The sequence below is a fragment of the Streptomyces sp. NPDC057950 genome (assembly GCF_042887295.1).
GTDB lineage: Bacteria > Actinomycetota > Actinomycetes > Streptomycetales > Streptomycetaceae > Streptomyces > Streptomyces kaempferi.
The window spans coordinates 71,318-87,124 of record NZ_JBHVPP010000032.1 but is presented as its reverse complement, the minus strand read 5'-3'; the positions used below and the strand labels follow the sequence as shown (position 1 = coordinate 87,124).

Here is a 15,807-nt window from a genome sequence, read left to right as displayed (position 1 = left end):
GCTCCGGAGACAACGGTGCAATTCCACGACTCGATGATCAGTCTCGTCGGCAACACCCCGCTGGTGAGGCTCAACAACGTGACCGCGGGCATCCAGGCGACCGTCCTGGCGAAGGTTGAGTACTTCAACCCGGGCGGGTCCGTCAAGGACCGCATCGCCCTGCGCATGATCGAGGCCGCGGAGGAGAGCGGCGCCCTCAAGCCCGGCGGCACCATCGTCGAGCCGACCAGCGGAAACACCGGGGTCGGCCTGGCGATCGTGGCCCAGCAGAAGGGCTACAAGTGCATCTTCGTCTGCCCGGACAAGGTCTCCACCGACAAGATCAACGTGCTGCGGGCGTACGGCGCGGAGGTCGTCGTCTGTCCGACGGCCGTCGACCCGGAGCACCCGGATTCGTACTACAACGTGTCCGACCGGCTCGTCCGTGAGACGCCCGGCGCCTGGAAGCCGGACCAGTACTCCAACCCGCACAACCCTCTCTCGCACTATCACTCCACCGGCCCCGAGCTGTGGGAGCAGACGGAGGGGCGGATCACCCATTTCGTCACCGGCGTGGGCACCGGCGGGACGATCTCCGGGACCGGGCGGTACCTGAAGGACGCGAGCGACGGCAGGGTGCAGGTCGTCGGCGCCGACCCCGAGGGGTCCGTGTACTCCGGCGGGTCCGGGCGGCCGTACCTGGTCGAGGGCGTCGGTGAGGACTTCTGGCCGACGGCGTACGACCGGACGGTCGCGGACGAGATCGTCGCCGTGTCCGACAAGGACTCCTTCCAGATGACGCGGCGGCTCGCGAAGGAGGAGGGGCTGCTCGTGGGCGGGTCCTGCGGCATGGCCGTGGTGGCCGCGCTGCGCGTGGCCGAGCGGCTCGGACCCGACGACGTCGTGGTCGTCCTGCTGCCCGACAGCGGGCGCGGCTACCTCAGCAAGATCTTCAACGACGAGTGGATGGCGGACTACGGGTTCCTGGAGGACACCGGCCCGAGCGCGCGGGTCTGCGACGTCCTGAACGACAAGGCGGGCGGCTCCATCCCCTCGCTCGTCCACATGCACCCGGACGAGACGGTCGGCGAGGCCATCGAGGTGCTGCGCGAGTACGGCGTCTCCCAGATGCCGATCGTCAAGCCCGGCGCCGGTCACCCGGACGTGATGGCCGCCGAGGTCGTCGGGTCCGTGGTCGAACGCGAACTGCTCGACGCGCTGTTCACCCAGCGGGCCTCGCTGCAGGACCCCTTGGAGAAGCACATGTCGGCGCCCCTGCCGCAGGTCGGCTCCGGGGAGCCGGTCGGCGACCTGATGTCCGTGCTCGGCACCGCCGACGCCGCCATCGTGCTGGTCGAGGGCAAGCCCACCGGCGTCGTCAGCCGCCAGGACCTGCTGTCCTTCCTCGCCAAGGGCGGCACCCGACAGTAGATGTCCGCAGGTGGGCGGGCGGAAATCTCCGGAAGCTCCCCTCCTGGGCGGATCTTCCGGTCGCCCGGCGAGGAACTTCGCGGAAGTGGTACGAGCGTGTCACGTCCGCGCAGCACCCGCTTAACACGCGTCCGGCACATTGGTGGATGTCGGCAGGGCGGGAGCGGCTCCCCGCCCCGGCCGGCACCGAAACGGCGCCAAGGACCTCCGGAGCGGCTCCCGGACCTCCATGGACGCCAAGGACGCGCAAGCCCGGCCCTGACCGGTCCCCGCGTCCCTCGCGGGGACCGCCGTCGTCCCGCCCCCCGGCAACGGGGGTGCGGCGGTCCCCGCGCAACACGTAGGAAGGGCCCGGCACCCCGAGGGTGCCGGGCCCTTCAGTTTCCTCTTCCTCGCCGTGTCCCCCGTGTCCCCTGTGTCCCCGTGTCCCCGTGTCGGTCGTCCCGCGTCCGGTCAGTCCTCCCAGTCCGACTTCTCCCGGTGACGGCGGCCGAAGAGGCCCGGGGAGACGCGTGCGGCCTGGACCGCGTTCACCCCCACGATGCCGACCCAGGCGACGAGCAGTCCGGGCAGGTGCGCGATCCCGCCGCCGATCGCGGACAGCGGGACCGCCAGGACCAGCGAGACGATGCCGAAGCCGAAGCGTTCGCCCCATGAATCGGTCCCCTGGGGTGAGCGCGCGCCACGGGCCACCACCATCTGCTGCTCGGCGAGCTGCCGTCGCACCCTTCGGTCGACCGCCCCGTCGAGTCGCTGCTCGACCTTCTCCAGGAAGGAGTCGACGAGCGCGGATTCGTATTCGTCGCCCAACTCCCTGCGCGCGTGCAGAGTGGCGTCGAGTTCCTTCTTCAGTTCGGCGTCGCCGCCCGCTTCCCTACCGGTCATGGTGTCCACGGTAGGGAGCGGAAGCCCCTGAGGCACTGGGGTTAGCCCCCCTCTTGAAGCGGGGCCGCACCCCCGTGGGGAGGCCCTGGGCGACTCCGGCGGGGTCACGCGGCCGGAAGGTCCAGCGGGCGCAGCTCGTCCGCGTACGAGACGGAGATCCGGCGCATCAGGCCGTCCTCGGTGATGTCGTACTGGCCCAGCCGCCACAGCGGCGGCGAGTACGCGTGCAGCGAGACCGCGTCGTCGGTGGCGCCGGTGAGGCGGTGGATGTGCTCGGGGCCGAAGCAGAAGGACTCGCCGGCGCCGACGGTGACGGAGAGATGGCTGCCGCCTATGCGCGGGTTGGACTCGTTCAGCGCGCCCTGGACGACGGCGACGGCGCCGGAGGAGATGTCGTGGTCGTGCCAGCCGGTGTCGTTCCGCCGCGTCCAGCACAGCAGCCAGACGTCGACGTACTCGTCGCGGTACAGCGAGGCGTAGTGCCGCTCCTCGTCGGAGAACGCGACCTGTTCGCGCCAGCGGTCGGGGCGGGCGGCGAGATCGTCGACGAGGGCCTGGAGTTCGCGCTTGTCGAGCGTGCGGTCCGGCAGGGCCTGGTACGTCATGGGGTGGCTCCCTTCAGCAGTCGGTCGGGGTTGGCGGTGCGCAGGGAGTGGACGGCGGCGTCCGCGCCGAGGTCGGGGAGGACGGGGGTCGCGTAGGGGCGGTCGCTGCCGCTGACGACCACGTCGATGCCGACGGCCCGGACGAGCGCGTCCACCGCGCGGGTTCCGTAGGAGGAGGTCTCGTAGAAGACGTCGAAGTCGATCTCGCCGCGCCCTCCGCCGCGGGCCGCGAGCCGCTCGCCGTGCAGTGGCGCCAGCCCGGCGAGGGCGGCGAAGCAGACGCGCAGCCGAGGGTGGCGGGCGCGGCCGAAGGCGCGGAAGGCGAACCAGGACGCGTGCATCTGGTGGACGTAGGGCACCAGCGCCGGCCACCAGGGCGGGGCGTGCGGGGTCGGCGGCGCCGCGCCCGGGTGCACGAACAGCGGTTTGTCCTCGTGGACCAGGACGTCGAGGAGCGGTGCGTGGCGCTCCCAGCCGGCCGCGTCCAGGAGGGCGGTGGCCGGGAGTTGGAGGCCCGCACAGCCGCGACGGAGCTCCCGTTCGACCGCCGCGGGCTGCGGTGCGGACAGGCAGGGGGAGGCCCAGACACCGAAGGGCGGGGGCAGCGCGAGCGCGCCGTCGTGGAAGGCGGCCAGCAGGGGGGCGGCGTCCGCGGGCGGCAGGAACTCGATGCCGAGGGGGCTGGACAGCGAGACCAGGGCCAGACCGAGGCCGTCGGCGCGGGCGAGCGCGGTGCGGGCGGCGAGGTCGTGGTCGGCAGGGTCGACCTCGTACGGTGGCTCGCCCGCCAGATACAGGGTCCAGCCGTCGAGGCGCGGTGGCGCGGTACGGGTGCGCAGCAGGTCGATGAACGCGGGCGGCCATAGGTGCTGGTGGACGTCGGTGGGCACGCGGCGGTCCTTGGAAGGAGTCCTCGGGGAGGGGCGGGGTGTCAGGAGGGGGCCGTGAGGGGTCCGGGAAGAGTCCGGAAAGGGTGGCTCCGGATCAGGTTAACCGCTTCACTTATGCGCTTAACTTAAGCGGTTAACAAGGTGTCGTGTCAAGCATGCGCCCGTAGTCCGGACGCCTCCCGGTAGGCTTCCGGACATGGCCAGGCCCAATAAGCGCACCACCCTCCGGGAGGTGGCCGAGGCCACGGGTCTCTCCACCGCCGCCGTCTCCTACGCCCTGCGGGGCAAGCACGTCTCGAAGGAGACCGAGGAGCGGGTGCGCAAGGCCGCGGCCGAGCTCGGTTACGAGGCGGATCCCATCGCCCGCGCGCTGGCCAGCGGCCGTACGAGCATGGTCGGCGTCCTCGCGGGGGACCTCCAGGACCTGTGGCAGCAGCAGTTGATGGCGGCCATCGGCCGGGAGCTGCTGGCCGGGGACCGTTACGCGCTGATCCTGGACGCCGGTGGCGATCCCGACCGTGAGCTGGTGCTCGCCAAGCAGCTGCGCGATCAGCGGGTGGACGCGCTCCTCGTGTCGCCGGTGGACCCCTCGGCCGAGGGGTGGGCGGCGATCGCCGACGCGCTGCCGGTGGTGGCCGTCGGGGACTCGCTGAGCGCGGCCCGTACGGCGGGGCAGGTCATCTTCGACAACCGGGCCGGTATCGACGCGGTGCTGGAGTATCTGCACGGTCTCGGCCACCGCCGGGTGACGGTGCTGACCCCGACCCGGCCGAGCACGCCGGACCGGCCCGCCGACGTGTATGTGCGCGAGGCGGCCGAGCGACTCGGGTTGCGGGCCGAACTGGTGCCGTGCCCCCAGGAGTTGGGGGAGGCGACGGTGGTGGCGCGCCGGCTGCTGGACGGGCCCCGGCCCGCGACGGCGGTGTTCTGCTTCTCCGACTCTCTCGCGTACGGGGTGTACGCGGCGGCGGCCGAGGCGTCGCTCGTGGTCGGGCGGGACGTGTCCGTGGTCGGGTTCGACGACCATCCCGTCTCGCGGGTGCTCGCGCCGCCGTTGACCACGGTGGACTGGGGGTTGCCCGAGATCGCGGCGGAGGCTGCGCGGTTGACGGTTGCGGCGATCGAGGGCAAGCGGGTGCGGAGGAAGAGGATTCTGTGTGCGCCTCGGATGAGTGAACGGGGTTCGGCTGTACGGGTGTAGTCCCACGAGCGTTCTTCGCGCCCGCCGCCCCTGCCCGACCCGATCCGTCCTGTCCCTGGGGCTCCGCCCCGGACCCCGCCAAGGGGCTGCCGCCCGCCCCCTGGACCCCCGCTTCGCCCGAAGGGCTCGTCCGCAAGCGCCGGACGGGCTGGAGATGTTGGCCCGCGCTGACTGGCCACCGTTCGAGCGTCGGCCTTTCAGCGCGGGCCCGCACCCTCAGCCCGTCCGGCGCTTGAGGACGAGGCCCTCAAGGCCGAACGGGGGTCTGGGGGCGGAGCCCCCAGGTACGGGATGGGTCGGGTAGGGGCGGCGGGGGCGAGAGAAGGGCGGGTCAGGACAGTTTCTTCGTCTTCAGCCACGCGTCCGCGACCTCGTCCGGATCCTTCCTCTCCTTGTCCACCAGCCGGTTGAGCCGGGTCAGCTCCTCGGACGAGAGCACGTTGCCGAGGGACGCCAGTGCCTTGCGGACCTTGGCGTCGGCCTTGCGGGAGGCGATGAGCGGGACGATGTGCTGGGACGGGATCAGGTTCAGCGGGTCGGTGAGGACGACCCAGCCGTTCTCGATGACGTCCACGTCCGTGGTGAAGACGTTGGCGACGTCGACGTCGCCCTTCTTCAGGGCACCCTTGACCAGCGGGCCGGAGGAGTCGAGGGACTTGAACTCCTTGAACTCCACGCCGTAGCGCTCCTTGAGGCCCACCGCCCCGACGACCCGCTTCTTCATCTCGGCCGCCGCGCCCAGGACCAGCTTCCCGTTGGCCTTGCGCAGGTCGGCGAGGCTCTTGAGGCCGTACTTGTCGGCGGTCTCCCGGGTGACCGCGAAGCTGTCGCGGTCCTCGGCCGCCGCGTACGGCAGGACCTCCAGACCGGCGGGCAGCACGGTCGTCAGCGTGTTCTGCATGGCGCCGGCCTCGGTGTCCGTGGCCTTCGCGTCCAGGTAGAGGAGCAGGCTGCCCTGGTACTCGGGCAGCAGGTCGATGTCGCCGCCCTCCAGCGCGGGCACGACGATCTCGCGCGAGCCCAGGTTGGGGCGGACCTTGGTCTTGATGCCCGCGGCCGACAGGACGCCCGCGTACAGGTAGCCGAGGATCTGGTTCTCGGTGAAGTTGGCGGTGCCGATGGTCAGACCGCCGGCGCTGGATCCGGAGCCGCCGCCGCTGCCGCCGCCGGAGTTGTCGAGCGAGGTGATGCCGCCGCCGCAGGCGGCCAGGGCGGGGACGGAGGCCGCGGCGAACAGGCCCCCGAGCAGAGTCCTACGGTTCATGGTTCTTCGGCTCCTCAGTGGGCGGCGGCGGAACGGAGATGACGGAAGAGGTAGCGCTGGAGTCCGGCCAGCGCGAGGTCGAGCACGACGGCGACGACCGCCACCAGGACCGCGCCGCCGAGGACCTGGACGAGGTCGCGCTGCGCCAGGCCGTCGAAGACGTACCGGCCCAGGCCGCCGAAGCTGACGTACGCGGCGATCGTGGCGGTGGACACGACCTGGATGAGGGAGAGCCGCAGGCCCGTCATGATCAGGGGGAGGGCCAGCGGGATCTCCACCTGGAACAGGACCTGGTGACCACGCATGCCCTGGCCGCGGGCCGCGTCCTTGACCTCCGGGTCGACGGCGCTCATGCCCGCGTAGGTGTTGGTGACGATGGCCGGTACGGCCAGGACGACCAGGGCCACGTACACCGACCACAGCGACAGACCGCTGATCAGGAAGACCAGGACGACCAGGCCCACGGTGGGCAGCGCGCGCCCGAAGGAGGACAGGTTGATGGCGAGGAACGCGCCCCTGCCGGTGTGACCGATCAACAGGCCGAGCGGCAGCGCGATCGCGGCGGCGATGAGCGTGGCGAACAGCGAGTACTCCAGGTGCTCGGCGATCCGGTGCGCGATGCCGTCGTTGCCGGCCCACTGGTCGCCGCTGACCAGCCATTTGGCGAGGTTCTGGAAGAGTTCGTACATGTCAGGCTCGCCGCCTCGTCCACGGGGTGAGTACGTACTGGATCGCGACCAGCAGCGCGTCCGCGACCAGGGCCAGCAGCAGGGTCAGCACGACGCCCACGATCACCGGCGTCGGGAAGTCGCGCTGGAATCCGTCCGTGAAGAGCTGGCCGAGTCCGCCGTCGCCGATGTACGTGGCGACGGAGACCAGGGAGATCGACATCACCGTCGCGATGCGGACCCCCGCCATGATCACCGGGAGGGCGAGCGGGAGTTCGACGGTGAGGAGGGTGCGCAGCGGGCGGGTGCCCATGGCCTTCGCGGCCTCCTTGGTCTTCGCGGGGACCGAGTCGAGTCCCTCGACGGTGTTCCGCAGCAGGACGACGAGGGAGTAGACCGTCAGGCCGATGACCGTGGTGGTGCGGGTCAGGCCGCTCACCGGGAGCAGGAGGACGAAGATCGCGATCGAGGGGATCGTGAAGAGGACGTTCGAGAGGCCGAGGAGTACTCCGCGCAGGGGGCGGACGCGGTGTGCGAGCACGGCCAGCGGGAGGGAGATCAGCAGGCCGAGGAGGACCGCGGAGAGCGCGGCCTGCAGATGCGAGAGGGTGAGGCTGGTCAGGTCGTCGGTGTGGTCGCCCAGCCAGGACCAGTCGATGGTCATATGGCGACGCTCGCGGTGCCGTGGGCCCTGGCGGCGTGCTCGTGGATGTCGTCCCGGGAGGTGACACCGGTCAGCGCGCCCTGTGCGTCGACCCGCGCCACCAGACCGGCCGGCGAGGCGATCGACTCGTTCAGGGCGGCGAGCAGGGAGTCGCCGTCCCGCAGCGGCCGTACGGGGAAGGCGGTGTCCCCGGAGGCGGAGCGCCAGTTCAGCGGGCGGCGGTCCTCGTCGAGGGCGAGGGTCCAAGGGCCGCCCTCGGGGGCGGGGCCCTGCGGCACCTCGGCGAGGTTCTCCAGCGAGAGGAGCTTCAGGCCACGCTCGGCGCCGAGGAAGTCGGCGACGAAGTCGTCCGCCGGGCGGGCGAGCAGTTCGGCGGGGCTCGCGCACTGCACCAGGTGGCCACCGGTCCGGAAGATCGCGATCTGGTCGCCGAGCCGGACCGCCTCGTCGACGTCGTGCGTGACGAAGACGATGGTCTTGCTCAACTCCTTCTGCAGTCGCAGCAGTTCGTCCTGGAGCTGGGTGCGCACCACCGGGTCGACCGCGCCGAAGGGCTCGTCCATGAGCAGGACGGGCGGGTCGGCGGCGAGGGCACGGGCCACGCCGACGCGCTGCTGCTGGCCGCCGGAGAGCTGGTGGGGGTAGCGCTTGCCGGCGTCGGCGGTCAGGCCGACCGTCTCCAGCAGTTCGGTCGCTCGGGCGCGGGCCTTCCTGCGGCCCCAGCCCAGCAGCAGCGGCACGGTGGCGATGTTGTCGAGCACCGTGCGGTGCGGGAAGAGGCCGGACTGCTGGATGACGTAGCCGATGGAGCGGCGCAGTTCGGCGGCGTCCCGCTCCAGGACGTCCTTGCCGCCGACGCGGATGGTCCCGGAGGTCGGATCGACCATCCGGTTGATCATCCTCAGGGTGGTGGTCTTACCGCAACCGGAGGATCCGACGAGGACGGTCACGCCGCCTTCCGGCATCTCCAGGGAGAGGTCGTGGACTGCGGTGGTGCCGTTGGGGAAGCGCTTGTGGACCGTGTCGAACTGGATCATGAGGTGTCCCTTGCCCGGTCTGCATATCGTCATGCAGAGTTCTCTGTACCTGAATAGGTTGTCAACGGTCCGGCGTTAATCGCTGGTTACTTATGGCCGCCAGGCAAGATTCAATGTCGGGATCGAGGGGAGTTCGGGTCTTATGTCGTCTCGGAATGTGGACACGTTCGACGCGGTGGACGCACCGTTCGCGGCCGGGCTCGTGGTCCTGGACGGGTGCGGCACCGGTGCCGAGGACATCGTCCGGCTCGCCGACGGCACCGCGCGCCCGGTCCCCGGCACCGAGGCGATGAAGCGCGTCGAGGTGTCCTGGGACGCCGCCCGGCAGATCGCCGCGACCGGCCGGGTCTACGGCCGCTCCACCGGTGTCGGCGCCAACCGGAACGAGGACGTGCCGACCGAGGCGGCCGCCGAGCACGGTCTGCGGCTGCTGCGCAGCCACGCCGGGGCGATCGGCGAGGAGCTCCCCGCCCGGCAGGTACGGGCCATGCTCGCCGTCCGCGCCAACCAGCTGCTGGCGGGCGGAGCGGGTCTGCGGCCCACCGTCGTCACCGCCCTGTGCCAGGCACTGGAGGCCGGGGCGTACCCCGTCGTGAACGAGTTCGGATCGGTCGGCACCGGGGACATCGCGGCACTGGCCCAGCTCGGACTGGCGCTGGTGGGGGAGCACCGGTGGAGGGGAACGGGCGCTCCGGGCCCCCAGCCCCTCGACAACAACGACGCCCTCGCGCTGATCAGCAGCAACGCCCTCACCCTCGGTCAGTCCGCCCTGGCCCTGCACGAGCTGCGCGGACTGATCGCGGCCACCCAGGTCGTCGCCGCGCTGTCGCTGCTGGCCGTCGACGGTTCGCACGAGGCGTACGCCGCCCCCGTGCACGCCGCGCGGCCGCACCGGGGGTCGGTCGAAGTGGCCCGGCGGATGCGGGAGCTGATCGGCGCCGCCGACCGGCCCACCCCGCCGCTCGGGCGGATCCAGGACCCGTACGGCTTCCGGTGCGTTCCGCAGATCCACGGGCCCGCGCACGACGCCGCGGACGCGCTCGACGAGGTCCTCTCCGTCGAGATCAACGCGGCCGCCGAGAATCCCCTGATCTCCGCCGAGGACATGGCCGCCTACCACCACGGAGGTTTCTACCAGGCCCAACTCGCCCTCGCACTGGACCACTTCAGGCTCGCGATCACCCAGGTGGCCCGGCTGTCCACCTCCCGGCTCTCCACCCTCAACGAACCCGCCTACACCCGGCTGCGGCCCTTCCTCGCCGACCAGGAGCCCGCGTCCTCCGGAGTGATGATCCTGGAATACGCCGCCGGGGCCGCCCTCGGTGACCTGCGGGCCTTCTCCGCGCCCGCCTCGCTCGGCCACGCTGTACTCTCCCGGGGCGTCGAGGAACAGGCGAGCTTCGCCTCGCTCGCCGCACGGCAGACACTGCGGGCGTGCGGTGCCTACCGTCTCGTCGTCGGCTGTGAACTGGTCGCCGCCGCACGGGCGCTGCGCCAGCGCGACCTGCGGCCGGACCCGGAGCTGCCGGTCGGACGGGCGCTGGAACTGGCCGAGTCGGTGCTCGGCCTCGACCAGGCCGACCGGCCGCTCACCGACGACGTGACGGCGGCGGCCGCGCTGCTCGACCGGTTCGCGGACATCTGGAGGGGGAGCGGATCATGAGCGTGGACAGGGACATGAACGTGACGGACAGCCCGGCCGGGCGCCTTCAGGCGCTCTTCGAGGGGCACCGGCTGACACCGACCCAGCGGCGCATCGCGCACAGCATGGTGCGGCGCGCGGCCGACGTGCCGTTCCTGTCGAGCGTCGAACTCGCCGAACTCGCCGGCGTCAGCCAGCCGTCCGTGACCCGCTTCGCGGTCGCGCTGGGCTTCGACGGCTACCCGGCGCTGCGCCGGCACCTGCGCGAGGTCGCCCCCACCGAACAGGCGGCGGCCCCCGGCTCGTACAACGAGTACCAGCAGGCCGTCGAGGCGGAGATCGAGAACCTGAAGCACCTCGCCGCGGTGCTCGCCGACCCGCGCCCGGTGCAGCGCGCGGGCCGCCTGCTGGCCGCCTCCCGCCCGCTCCCGGTGCTCGGGCTGCGGGCCGCGGCCTCCCAGGCGTACGGCTTCGCGTACTTCGCCGCCAAGGTCCACCCCGACGTACGGCTGCTGCACGAGGGCGGCACCATGCTGCACGACCGCGTCGACGCCGCCGTGCGCGCCGGAGCGAGTGCCCTGCTCTGCTTCGCGCTGCCCCGTCACCCGCGCGAGGTCGTGGACGCCCTCGGCTATGCGAAGGAGGTGGGCCTGACGGTCGTCACGGTCGCGGACTCCGCCTTCGCGCCGGTGGCGAAGGTGTCGGACCTGCTGCTGCCCGCCGCGGTCGGAACCGGCCTCGCCTTCGACACGGCCTGCGCCCCCATGCTCCTCGGGCGGGTCCTGCTGGAGGCGATGTGCGACGACCTGCCGGACGCCCAGGCGCGGCTGGAGGAGTTCGACACCCGGGCCTCGGCCCGGGGACTGTTCGTGGAATAGGTTCCGCGGTCTCGGTCTCGGTCTCGGTCCGGTGGCGCGGCCGCGGTTCTCAGACTCGTCTCACCTTCGCTCGTTAGCCTGCCCGCCCGAAGACGCTGACGGCGGACGAAAGGGAGGCGGAAGGTGGCGCACGGAGGGCAGGGACTGGCCCGGGTGGCTGTCGTGGTGAGGGCCGGGGCCGCGCCGCTGTGGTGGTGCGGAGTGTTCGCGGCCGGTGTCGGAGTGCTGGTGCCGGGCCTGACCGGGCGGCGTATCGGCGTCCTGGCCGGCGCCGCGCTGTTCGTCCTGGCCGCCGCCGTGATGGCGTACACCCGCAGGAAGCGGTATGCCGCCCTGGTCCGCTCCGCGGCCCGTGCGGGCAAGCACGACGTGCTGCAGGACCGGGCCGTGACGATACGCAACTGGCGCCGCGGCCACCGCTGGTGGCTGCTGCTCGCCTTCGTGGCCGCGCTGGGCGGCTCCTTCGCCCTGCCCGCCGCCGGCGGCATGCTGCTGGCCGGCGCGGGCGTCGGCCTGTGGCTGAAGGCCGCCTGGCTCGGGCGCCGCGAACGCGCCGGGCAGGCGCTGATCTGGGTACGGGTCGACTGGCTGGGCCGGGGCTCCGGTGCACCCGCGGGCAAGCCGGTCAAGGCGTGCCGGGCCACCGGTGTGGCGGCCGGCGACGCCGCGCCCGGAGGAGCGCGACGTCGCTGACCGGGTGCCGGCCCGGCCCCTTACACCTCGAGGTCCGCCTCGATCCTCTTCAGCTGGTGCCTGGCCATCGCCAGGTTGGCACGCTTCGCGTCGAGCACCAGGTACAGGAAGAGCCCGTTGCCGCCGCGCCCCTTCATCAGCCGGATCAGGTGGTACTGGTCGGACAGCGTGATCAGGATGTCCTCGATCTCGCCCTTCAGACCGAGGTGCTCCATGGTGCGGAGCTTGGCGCGGACGACGTCGGTGTTGCCGGCCGCCGCGACGGTGAGGTCGAAGCCCTTGCTGCCGCCGATCGTGCCCAGCGCCATGCCGCTGGTGTAGTCGACGAGAGCCGCTCCGGTCGCGCCCTCGATGGACGCAAGCGCCTCTTTCAGTGCGGTTTCGGTGTTGGTCATGGTGTGGTTCTCCTTCTCAGCTTTCCGATGTGCGTGGGGTGTTGGGTGTAGGAGTGGTCGATGTGCGGGATGCGCCGCGCGCCGGGCGGGCGCGGGTGGGCAGCGGGGCGGTCCGGGTGGGAGCCCTCGCCGGGGTGACCGGTTCGCCGCGCGCCGTCGCGGCCTCCACGAGCTCGCCGATCCGGGTTCCGGAGCGCCGTCCCTCCAGATGCAGCCGGCCGACGTTGACCCGGTCCTCGGCCAGCAGCGTCAGTACGGCGGAGGCGCCCGCCGCGTACGTCGCCACATAGCCGTCGACGCCGCGCACCAGCAGCTCGCGGAAGTCGCCCTGCCCGGTGGCGTCCGCCATCCGCACGGCGACCCCCAGCGCGGCCGCCGTGAGCGCGGCCACGCCCTCGGGTTCCACTCCGGGCGTGTCGTGGGCGAGCACGAGACCGTCGACGCTGGCCGCCAGAGCACCGGTCAGCTGGGGCACGCGGGCCCTCAACCGGTGCAGTTCGTCGAGGACTTCGGGTTCCGCCGCCATCAGCAGTCTCCTCTCGGCACGCTGTCGCAGCGCGCGGATCACAGGGCCTCCCGTCGTTCCGGGGTCACAGCGCCTCCAGCGCGTCTCGCAGCCGGCGCAGCAGCGCGACGTCGGGGTCGGCGGAGGACTGGGTGAGCACAGTGGGCACCGGAGGCCGCTCCGGCAGGTTCGCCGCCGTCACGACTCCGGCGGCGGCCAGCCGGCGGACGTCGACCAGGGTGTGGAAGGCCGGCCGCCCCAGAGCGAGCGAGATGTCCGAGGCCGTGCGCAGGCCGTCCACCCGGCCGAGCACGGACCACTGCCGGAGCGGGAGCGACGGCTCGCAGGAGCGCCGGGAGCGCGCCAGCGGAGCGGTGTCCGTCGCGGAGTCGGGCCAGACCCGGTGCAGCAGCTCACGGCGGCGCACCGTCTCGCGCTCCAGCGCGGCCACCGGTACGGGGCGTACCGGACCGAGCCAGTGCGCGGCCCCGTACCGGAACCGGGCCGGGGTGCTGCTCGGGCCCAGCACGAAGTACGCCGCGTCGTACAGCGCCCCGAGGTGGCACAGTTCCAGCGCGCCCTCGGCGATCCGGCCGTGTTCCACCAGGAACCGGCCGACCCGGCGGCGCGCGCCGGCCTCCGCGACCGCCTCCCGCCACGCCTCCGCCGCGACCACCCCGCGTGCGGTGAGCAGCACGTCGAGCGAAGGGGTGGCGGGGCTCTCGGCGTGCACGACGTCCCCGTCGCAGAGGTAGAGCACACCGCACTCGCGCACCAGTACGCCGGTGGCGCGCTCGGCGGCGAGCCGGCTGAGCATCGGCGAGACGGTGTTGACGGGACCCGCCCCCTTGTCGCGCACCGGAAGTTCGAGCGGGGGCGGTGTTCTGACCGTGGTCATCCCAGCACCAGCCGCCCTGCCATCTCGCCGAGCCTGATCCTGGCCAGCGCCAGATTGCCGTCCGTCCGGTCCAGCCAGAGGTGCAGGAAGACACTGCTGTCGAAGGTGGTCCTGACGAACCGCAGCAGGTGGTAGCTGTCGCGGTTGCTGATGATCAGGTCCTCGACCGGTGTCTCCTGCTCGGACCAGTCGGAACCGTCGGCCGGGGCGAACGCCTTGTGCTCGGCGGCGAGCCGGGCGAGCTCGGCGGCCTCGGCCGCGGTCGTCTCGTGGTCACCGCCCGGCGCGTCCCCGACCGTGCCCAGGGCCAGCCCGCTGGTCCAGTCGACCACCGCGGCACCCCGGGCACCAGGCAGTCGCATGGCTTCCAGTAGGCACTCGTCGATTCCGGGCACCGTTTATCCCCTCCCGCCAAAGGGTTCGGCCGAGTGACGACGAAGTTACGCAACGTGTGCGTGGCGAGTGATGGAAATGGCATTTTCCTGTGGAACATGCCCGGCGGTGACTAAGGTAGGTCGACTAACCACATTTTCCGGTGGGTCGGGCATCCGCTTGAAGACCTGCCGGGGGGCGCCGGTGAGCCCGCCGGGGCGCGCGGCCGACCTCCGCGCGCTGTCGTCGGGCCCTACAGGCCGGAGAGTGCGGACGGCCGGGCCCCACCCGACTCCGCGACGATCTCGGCGAGGGTCTGCGGCTCCCGTACGACCGCGAAACGCACCCCCGCCCTCCCGTGTCCGTCCGCGTCCCGGTGGTCGCCGGCCGGTGCGTAGCCGTGGATGCCGGGGCGGGCCAGTGAGTTGTACGCGTAGTGGTGCGCGAAGTAGTACGCGCCCGTGTCCAGCGCCGCCGCGTAGTCGCCCTGTTCGAGCAGCGGCAGCGCGAGTCCCTCGGCAAGCAGATCTCCCGCGAAACAGGCCGGGCCCGCGACGTCCTGCACCACGTCGGGCCCCGGCTTGGGCCGCCCCTTCGCGTCGTACGCGGCGATGCGCAGCGGCCAGGCCGCGGGCGCGTACACCGTACGGGCCGCGATCTGCACCCCGGCGTGCGTGACCGCGACGGGCCGTCCGCCGGCGGACTTCGCGTACTCGACCCGGGCGACCACGGTTCCGTGTTTGGCCAGCAGCGACCGCCCGAACTCGGTGACCAGCCCGTACCGCCCGTCGAAGAGCCCCGGCACCGCCTCGGCGAGCAGCCGCGCGTACTGCGCGTGGGTCGGGGCCGTGGCGTCGGAGCCGAAGTTGACCGGCAGTCCGCCGCCGATGTCGAGCGTGTCGATCTGCCGCCTGCCGACGTGCCGGTTGATCTCCTCGGCGAGCGCGTACGTCTCGGCGATCCCCCGGGCCATCAGCGAGAGCGGAATCCCCTGCGATCCGGTGTGCGCGTGCAGCCGGGTCAGCCAGGGGCGGTCGGCGTACGCCCGGACGATCCACTCCCGGGCGCCTTCGTCGCGCAGTGCGACGCCGAACTTCGAGGTCGCCGTCGCGGTCGAGAGTGCCTCGATGGAGCCCCCGCCGACCTGCGGGTTCACCCGGATCCCGAGAGGGGAGGCGGGAGTCGTGGTCCCCACCAGGGCGTCGAGGCGCGTCAGCTCCTGCGGGTTGTCGGCGTTGACGGCGATGCCCAGCGTCAGCGCCTCGCGCAGTTCGGCGGTCGTCTTGGCCGGGGAGTCGAGCACGGTCCGGGAGGGCGGTACTCCGGCCGTCCGGGCGAGGGCCAGCTCGCCCGCGCTCGCCACCTCGGCGCCGATGCCGTGCTCGTGCAGCAGCCGCAGTACGGGCACGAGGGGGGTCGCCTTCACCGCGAAGGCGTGCAGGACGGGTGTGCCGGGTGCCGTCACGGCGTCGAAGGCCGCCCGCAGCGCCGCCGCCGAGGCCCTGATGCCGGGAACGTCGAGCAGCGCGATGATGGGGGACTCGGGCCCCAGTAGCCCCTGCTCCACGGCGGCCCGGACCGCCTCGTCGCGCCGCGCCACCCGATCGGAGTCCGTCCCGTGCCCGTCCCCCCTCGCGGGAGACTTCCCGGCACCCGGGGGCATCGCCCTGTGCCCACCCGTCCCGCCGCTCATCGGATCCCCCGACCTGTCCCTGTCTGAGCCCATACATCCCAGCCAAACACCCGCGGCGCGCCCGTGTCGGCCCATCCCTCTATTGACTAGCTCTATTCAAGGCGACA

Annotated in this window: 17 protein-coding genes; 5 read left to right on the top strand and 12 right to left on the bottom strand. The window is 72.2% G+C overall.

The window, feature by feature from the left end:
- Nucleotides 1-15 precede the first annotated feature (15 nt).
- A complete protein-coding gene (locus tag ACFVTC_RS38615) occupies nt 16-1,410 on the top strand; it encodes a cystathionine beta-synthase (protein WP_390133840.1) in 1,395 nt (464 codons plus the stop codon).
- 453 nt (nt 1,411-1,863) lie between these two features.
- On the opposite strand, the gene ACFVTC_RS38610 is transcribed toward ACFVTC_RS38615, so the two are convergent.
- The 3 genes from ACFVTC_RS38610 to ACFVTC_RS38600 form a co-directional block, all read right to left on the bottom strand.
- Nucleotides 1,864-2,295, bottom strand: coding sequence for a hypothetical protein (locus ACFVTC_RS38610; RefSeq protein ID WP_168528478.1), 432 nt, complete (start codon nt 2,293-2,295; stop codon nt 1,864-1,866).
- Between the two features lie 104 nt (nt 2,296-2,399).
- Nucleotides 2,400-2,900 carry a cysteine dioxygenase gene (locus tag ACFVTC_RS38605; RefSeq protein WP_390133838.1) on the bottom strand — a complete coding sequence of 167 codons (501 nt, stop codon included), beginning with the start codon at nt 2,898-2,900 and terminating at the stop codon, nt 2,400-2,402.
- The gene (locus tag ACFVTC_RS38600) at nt 2,897-3,790 is read right to left on the bottom strand and encodes an amidohydrolase (protein ID WP_390133836.1); all 894 of its coding nucleotides are present in this window, start codon (nt 3,788-3,790) and stop codon (nt 2,897-2,899) included. The genes ACFVTC_RS38605 and ACFVTC_RS38600 overlap by 4 nt, the downstream gene beginning before the upstream one ends.
- A gap of 196 nt (nt 3,791-3,986) precedes the next feature.
- Here ACFVTC_RS38600 and ACFVTC_RS38595 point away from each other — a divergent pair, with 196 nt between their 5' ends.
- Nucleotides 3,987-4,991 carry a LacI family DNA-binding transcriptional regulator gene (locus ACFVTC_RS38595; RefSeq protein ID WP_390133834.1) on the top strand — a complete coding sequence of 335 codons (1,005 nt, stop codon included), beginning with the start codon at nt 3,987-3,989 and terminating at the stop codon, nt 4,989-4,991.
- 331 nt (nt 4,992-5,322) lie between these two features.
- Here the strand turns inward: ACFVTC_RS38595 and ACFVTC_RS38590 are convergent, their stop codons facing one another.
- From ACFVTC_RS38590 to ACFVTC_RS38575, 4 genes are read right to left on the bottom strand one after another with little or no spacing between them, the layout of a single operon-like run.
- Nucleotides 5,323-6,255, bottom strand: a complete 933-nt coding sequence (locus ACFVTC_RS38590) for an ABC transporter substrate-binding protein (RefSeq protein ID WP_390133832.1) — start codon at nt 6,253-6,255, stop codon at nt 5,323-5,325.
- A 14-nt stretch (nt 6,256-6,269) separates the two neighbouring features.
- Complete coding sequence (locus ACFVTC_RS38585) at nt 6,270-6,944, bottom strand: ABC transporter permease (RefSeq protein WP_390133830.1); 675 nt, start codon at nt 6,942-6,944, stop codon at nt 6,270-6,272.
- A gap of 1 nt (nt 6,945) precedes the next feature.
- Complete coding sequence (locus ACFVTC_RS38580; protein WP_390133828.1) at nt 6,946-7,587, bottom strand: ABC transporter permease; 642 nt, start codon at nt 7,585-7,587, stop codon at nt 6,946-6,948.
- The gene (locus tag ACFVTC_RS38575; RefSeq protein ID WP_390133866.1) at nt 7,584-8,624 is read right to left on the bottom strand and encodes an ABC transporter ATP-binding protein; all 1,041 of its coding nucleotides are present in this window, start codon (nt 8,622-8,624) and stop codon (nt 7,584-7,586) included. The genes ACFVTC_RS38580 and ACFVTC_RS38575 overlap by 4 nt, the downstream gene beginning before the upstream one ends.
- A gap of 142 nt (nt 8,625-8,766) precedes the next feature.
- Here ACFVTC_RS38575 and ACFVTC_RS38570 point away from each other — a divergent pair, with 142 nt between their 5' ends.
- From ACFVTC_RS38570 to ACFVTC_RS38560, 3 genes are all read left to right on the top strand, one after another.
- Nucleotides 8,767-10,287, top strand: a complete 1,521-nt coding sequence (locus ACFVTC_RS38570; RefSeq protein ID WP_390133826.1) for an aromatic amino acid ammonia-lyase — start codon at nt 8,767-8,769, stop codon at nt 10,285-10,287.
- Nucleotides 10,284-11,144 (top strand): MurR/RpiR family transcriptional regulator, encoded by an 861-nt coding sequence (locus ACFVTC_RS38565; protein ID WP_390133824.1) that lies wholly within the window; start codon nt 10,284-10,286, stop codon nt 11,142-11,144. The genes ACFVTC_RS38570 and ACFVTC_RS38565 overlap by 4 nt, the downstream gene beginning before the upstream one ends.
- Before the next feature lie 123 nt (nt 11,145-11,267).
- Nucleotides 11,268-11,837 carry a hypothetical protein gene (locus ACFVTC_RS38560; protein WP_390133822.1) on the top strand — a complete coding sequence of 190 codons (570 nt, stop codon included), beginning with the start codon at nt 11,268-11,270 and terminating at the stop codon, nt 11,835-11,837.
- 20 nt (nt 11,838-11,857) lie between these two features.
- Here the strand turns inward: ACFVTC_RS38560 and ACFVTC_RS38555 are convergent, their stop codons facing one another.
- The 5 genes from ACFVTC_RS38555 to ACFVTC_RS38535 all read right to left on the bottom strand — a co-directional run bounded on the left by ACFVTC_RS38555 (nt 11,858) and on the right by ACFVTC_RS38535 (nt 15,670).
- Complete coding sequence (locus ACFVTC_RS38555) at nt 11,858-12,232, bottom strand: hypothetical protein (protein WP_148008749.1); 375 nt, start codon at nt 12,230-12,232, stop codon at nt 11,858-11,860.
- Between the two features lie 16 nt (nt 12,233-12,248).
- Nucleotides 12,249-12,758, bottom strand: coding sequence for a roadblock/LC7 domain-containing protein (locus ACFVTC_RS38550; RefSeq protein WP_390133820.1), 510 nt, complete (start codon nt 12,756-12,758; stop codon nt 12,249-12,251).
- A gap of 64 nt (nt 12,759-12,822) precedes the next feature.
- Nucleotides 12,823-13,635 (bottom strand): transcriptional regulator, encoded by an 813-nt coding sequence (locus ACFVTC_RS38545; RefSeq protein ID WP_390133818.1) that lies wholly within the window; start codon nt 13,633-13,635, stop codon nt 12,823-12,825.
- Nucleotides 13,632-14,030 (bottom strand): hypothetical protein, encoded by a 399-nt coding sequence (locus tag ACFVTC_RS38540; protein ID WP_168528466.1) that lies wholly within the window; start codon nt 14,028-14,030, stop codon nt 13,632-13,634. Before ACFVTC_RS38540 ends, ACFVTC_RS38545 begins: the two co-directional genes overlap by 4 nt.
- Before the next feature lie 230 nt (nt 14,031-14,260).
- Nucleotides 14,261-15,670: a diaminopimelate decarboxylase gene (locus ACFVTC_RS38535; RefSeq protein WP_390133816.1), complete on the bottom strand. Its 1,410-nt coding sequence runs from the start codon at nt 15,668-15,670 to the stop codon at nt 14,261-14,263.
- Nucleotides 15,671-15,807 lie beyond the last annotated feature (137 nt).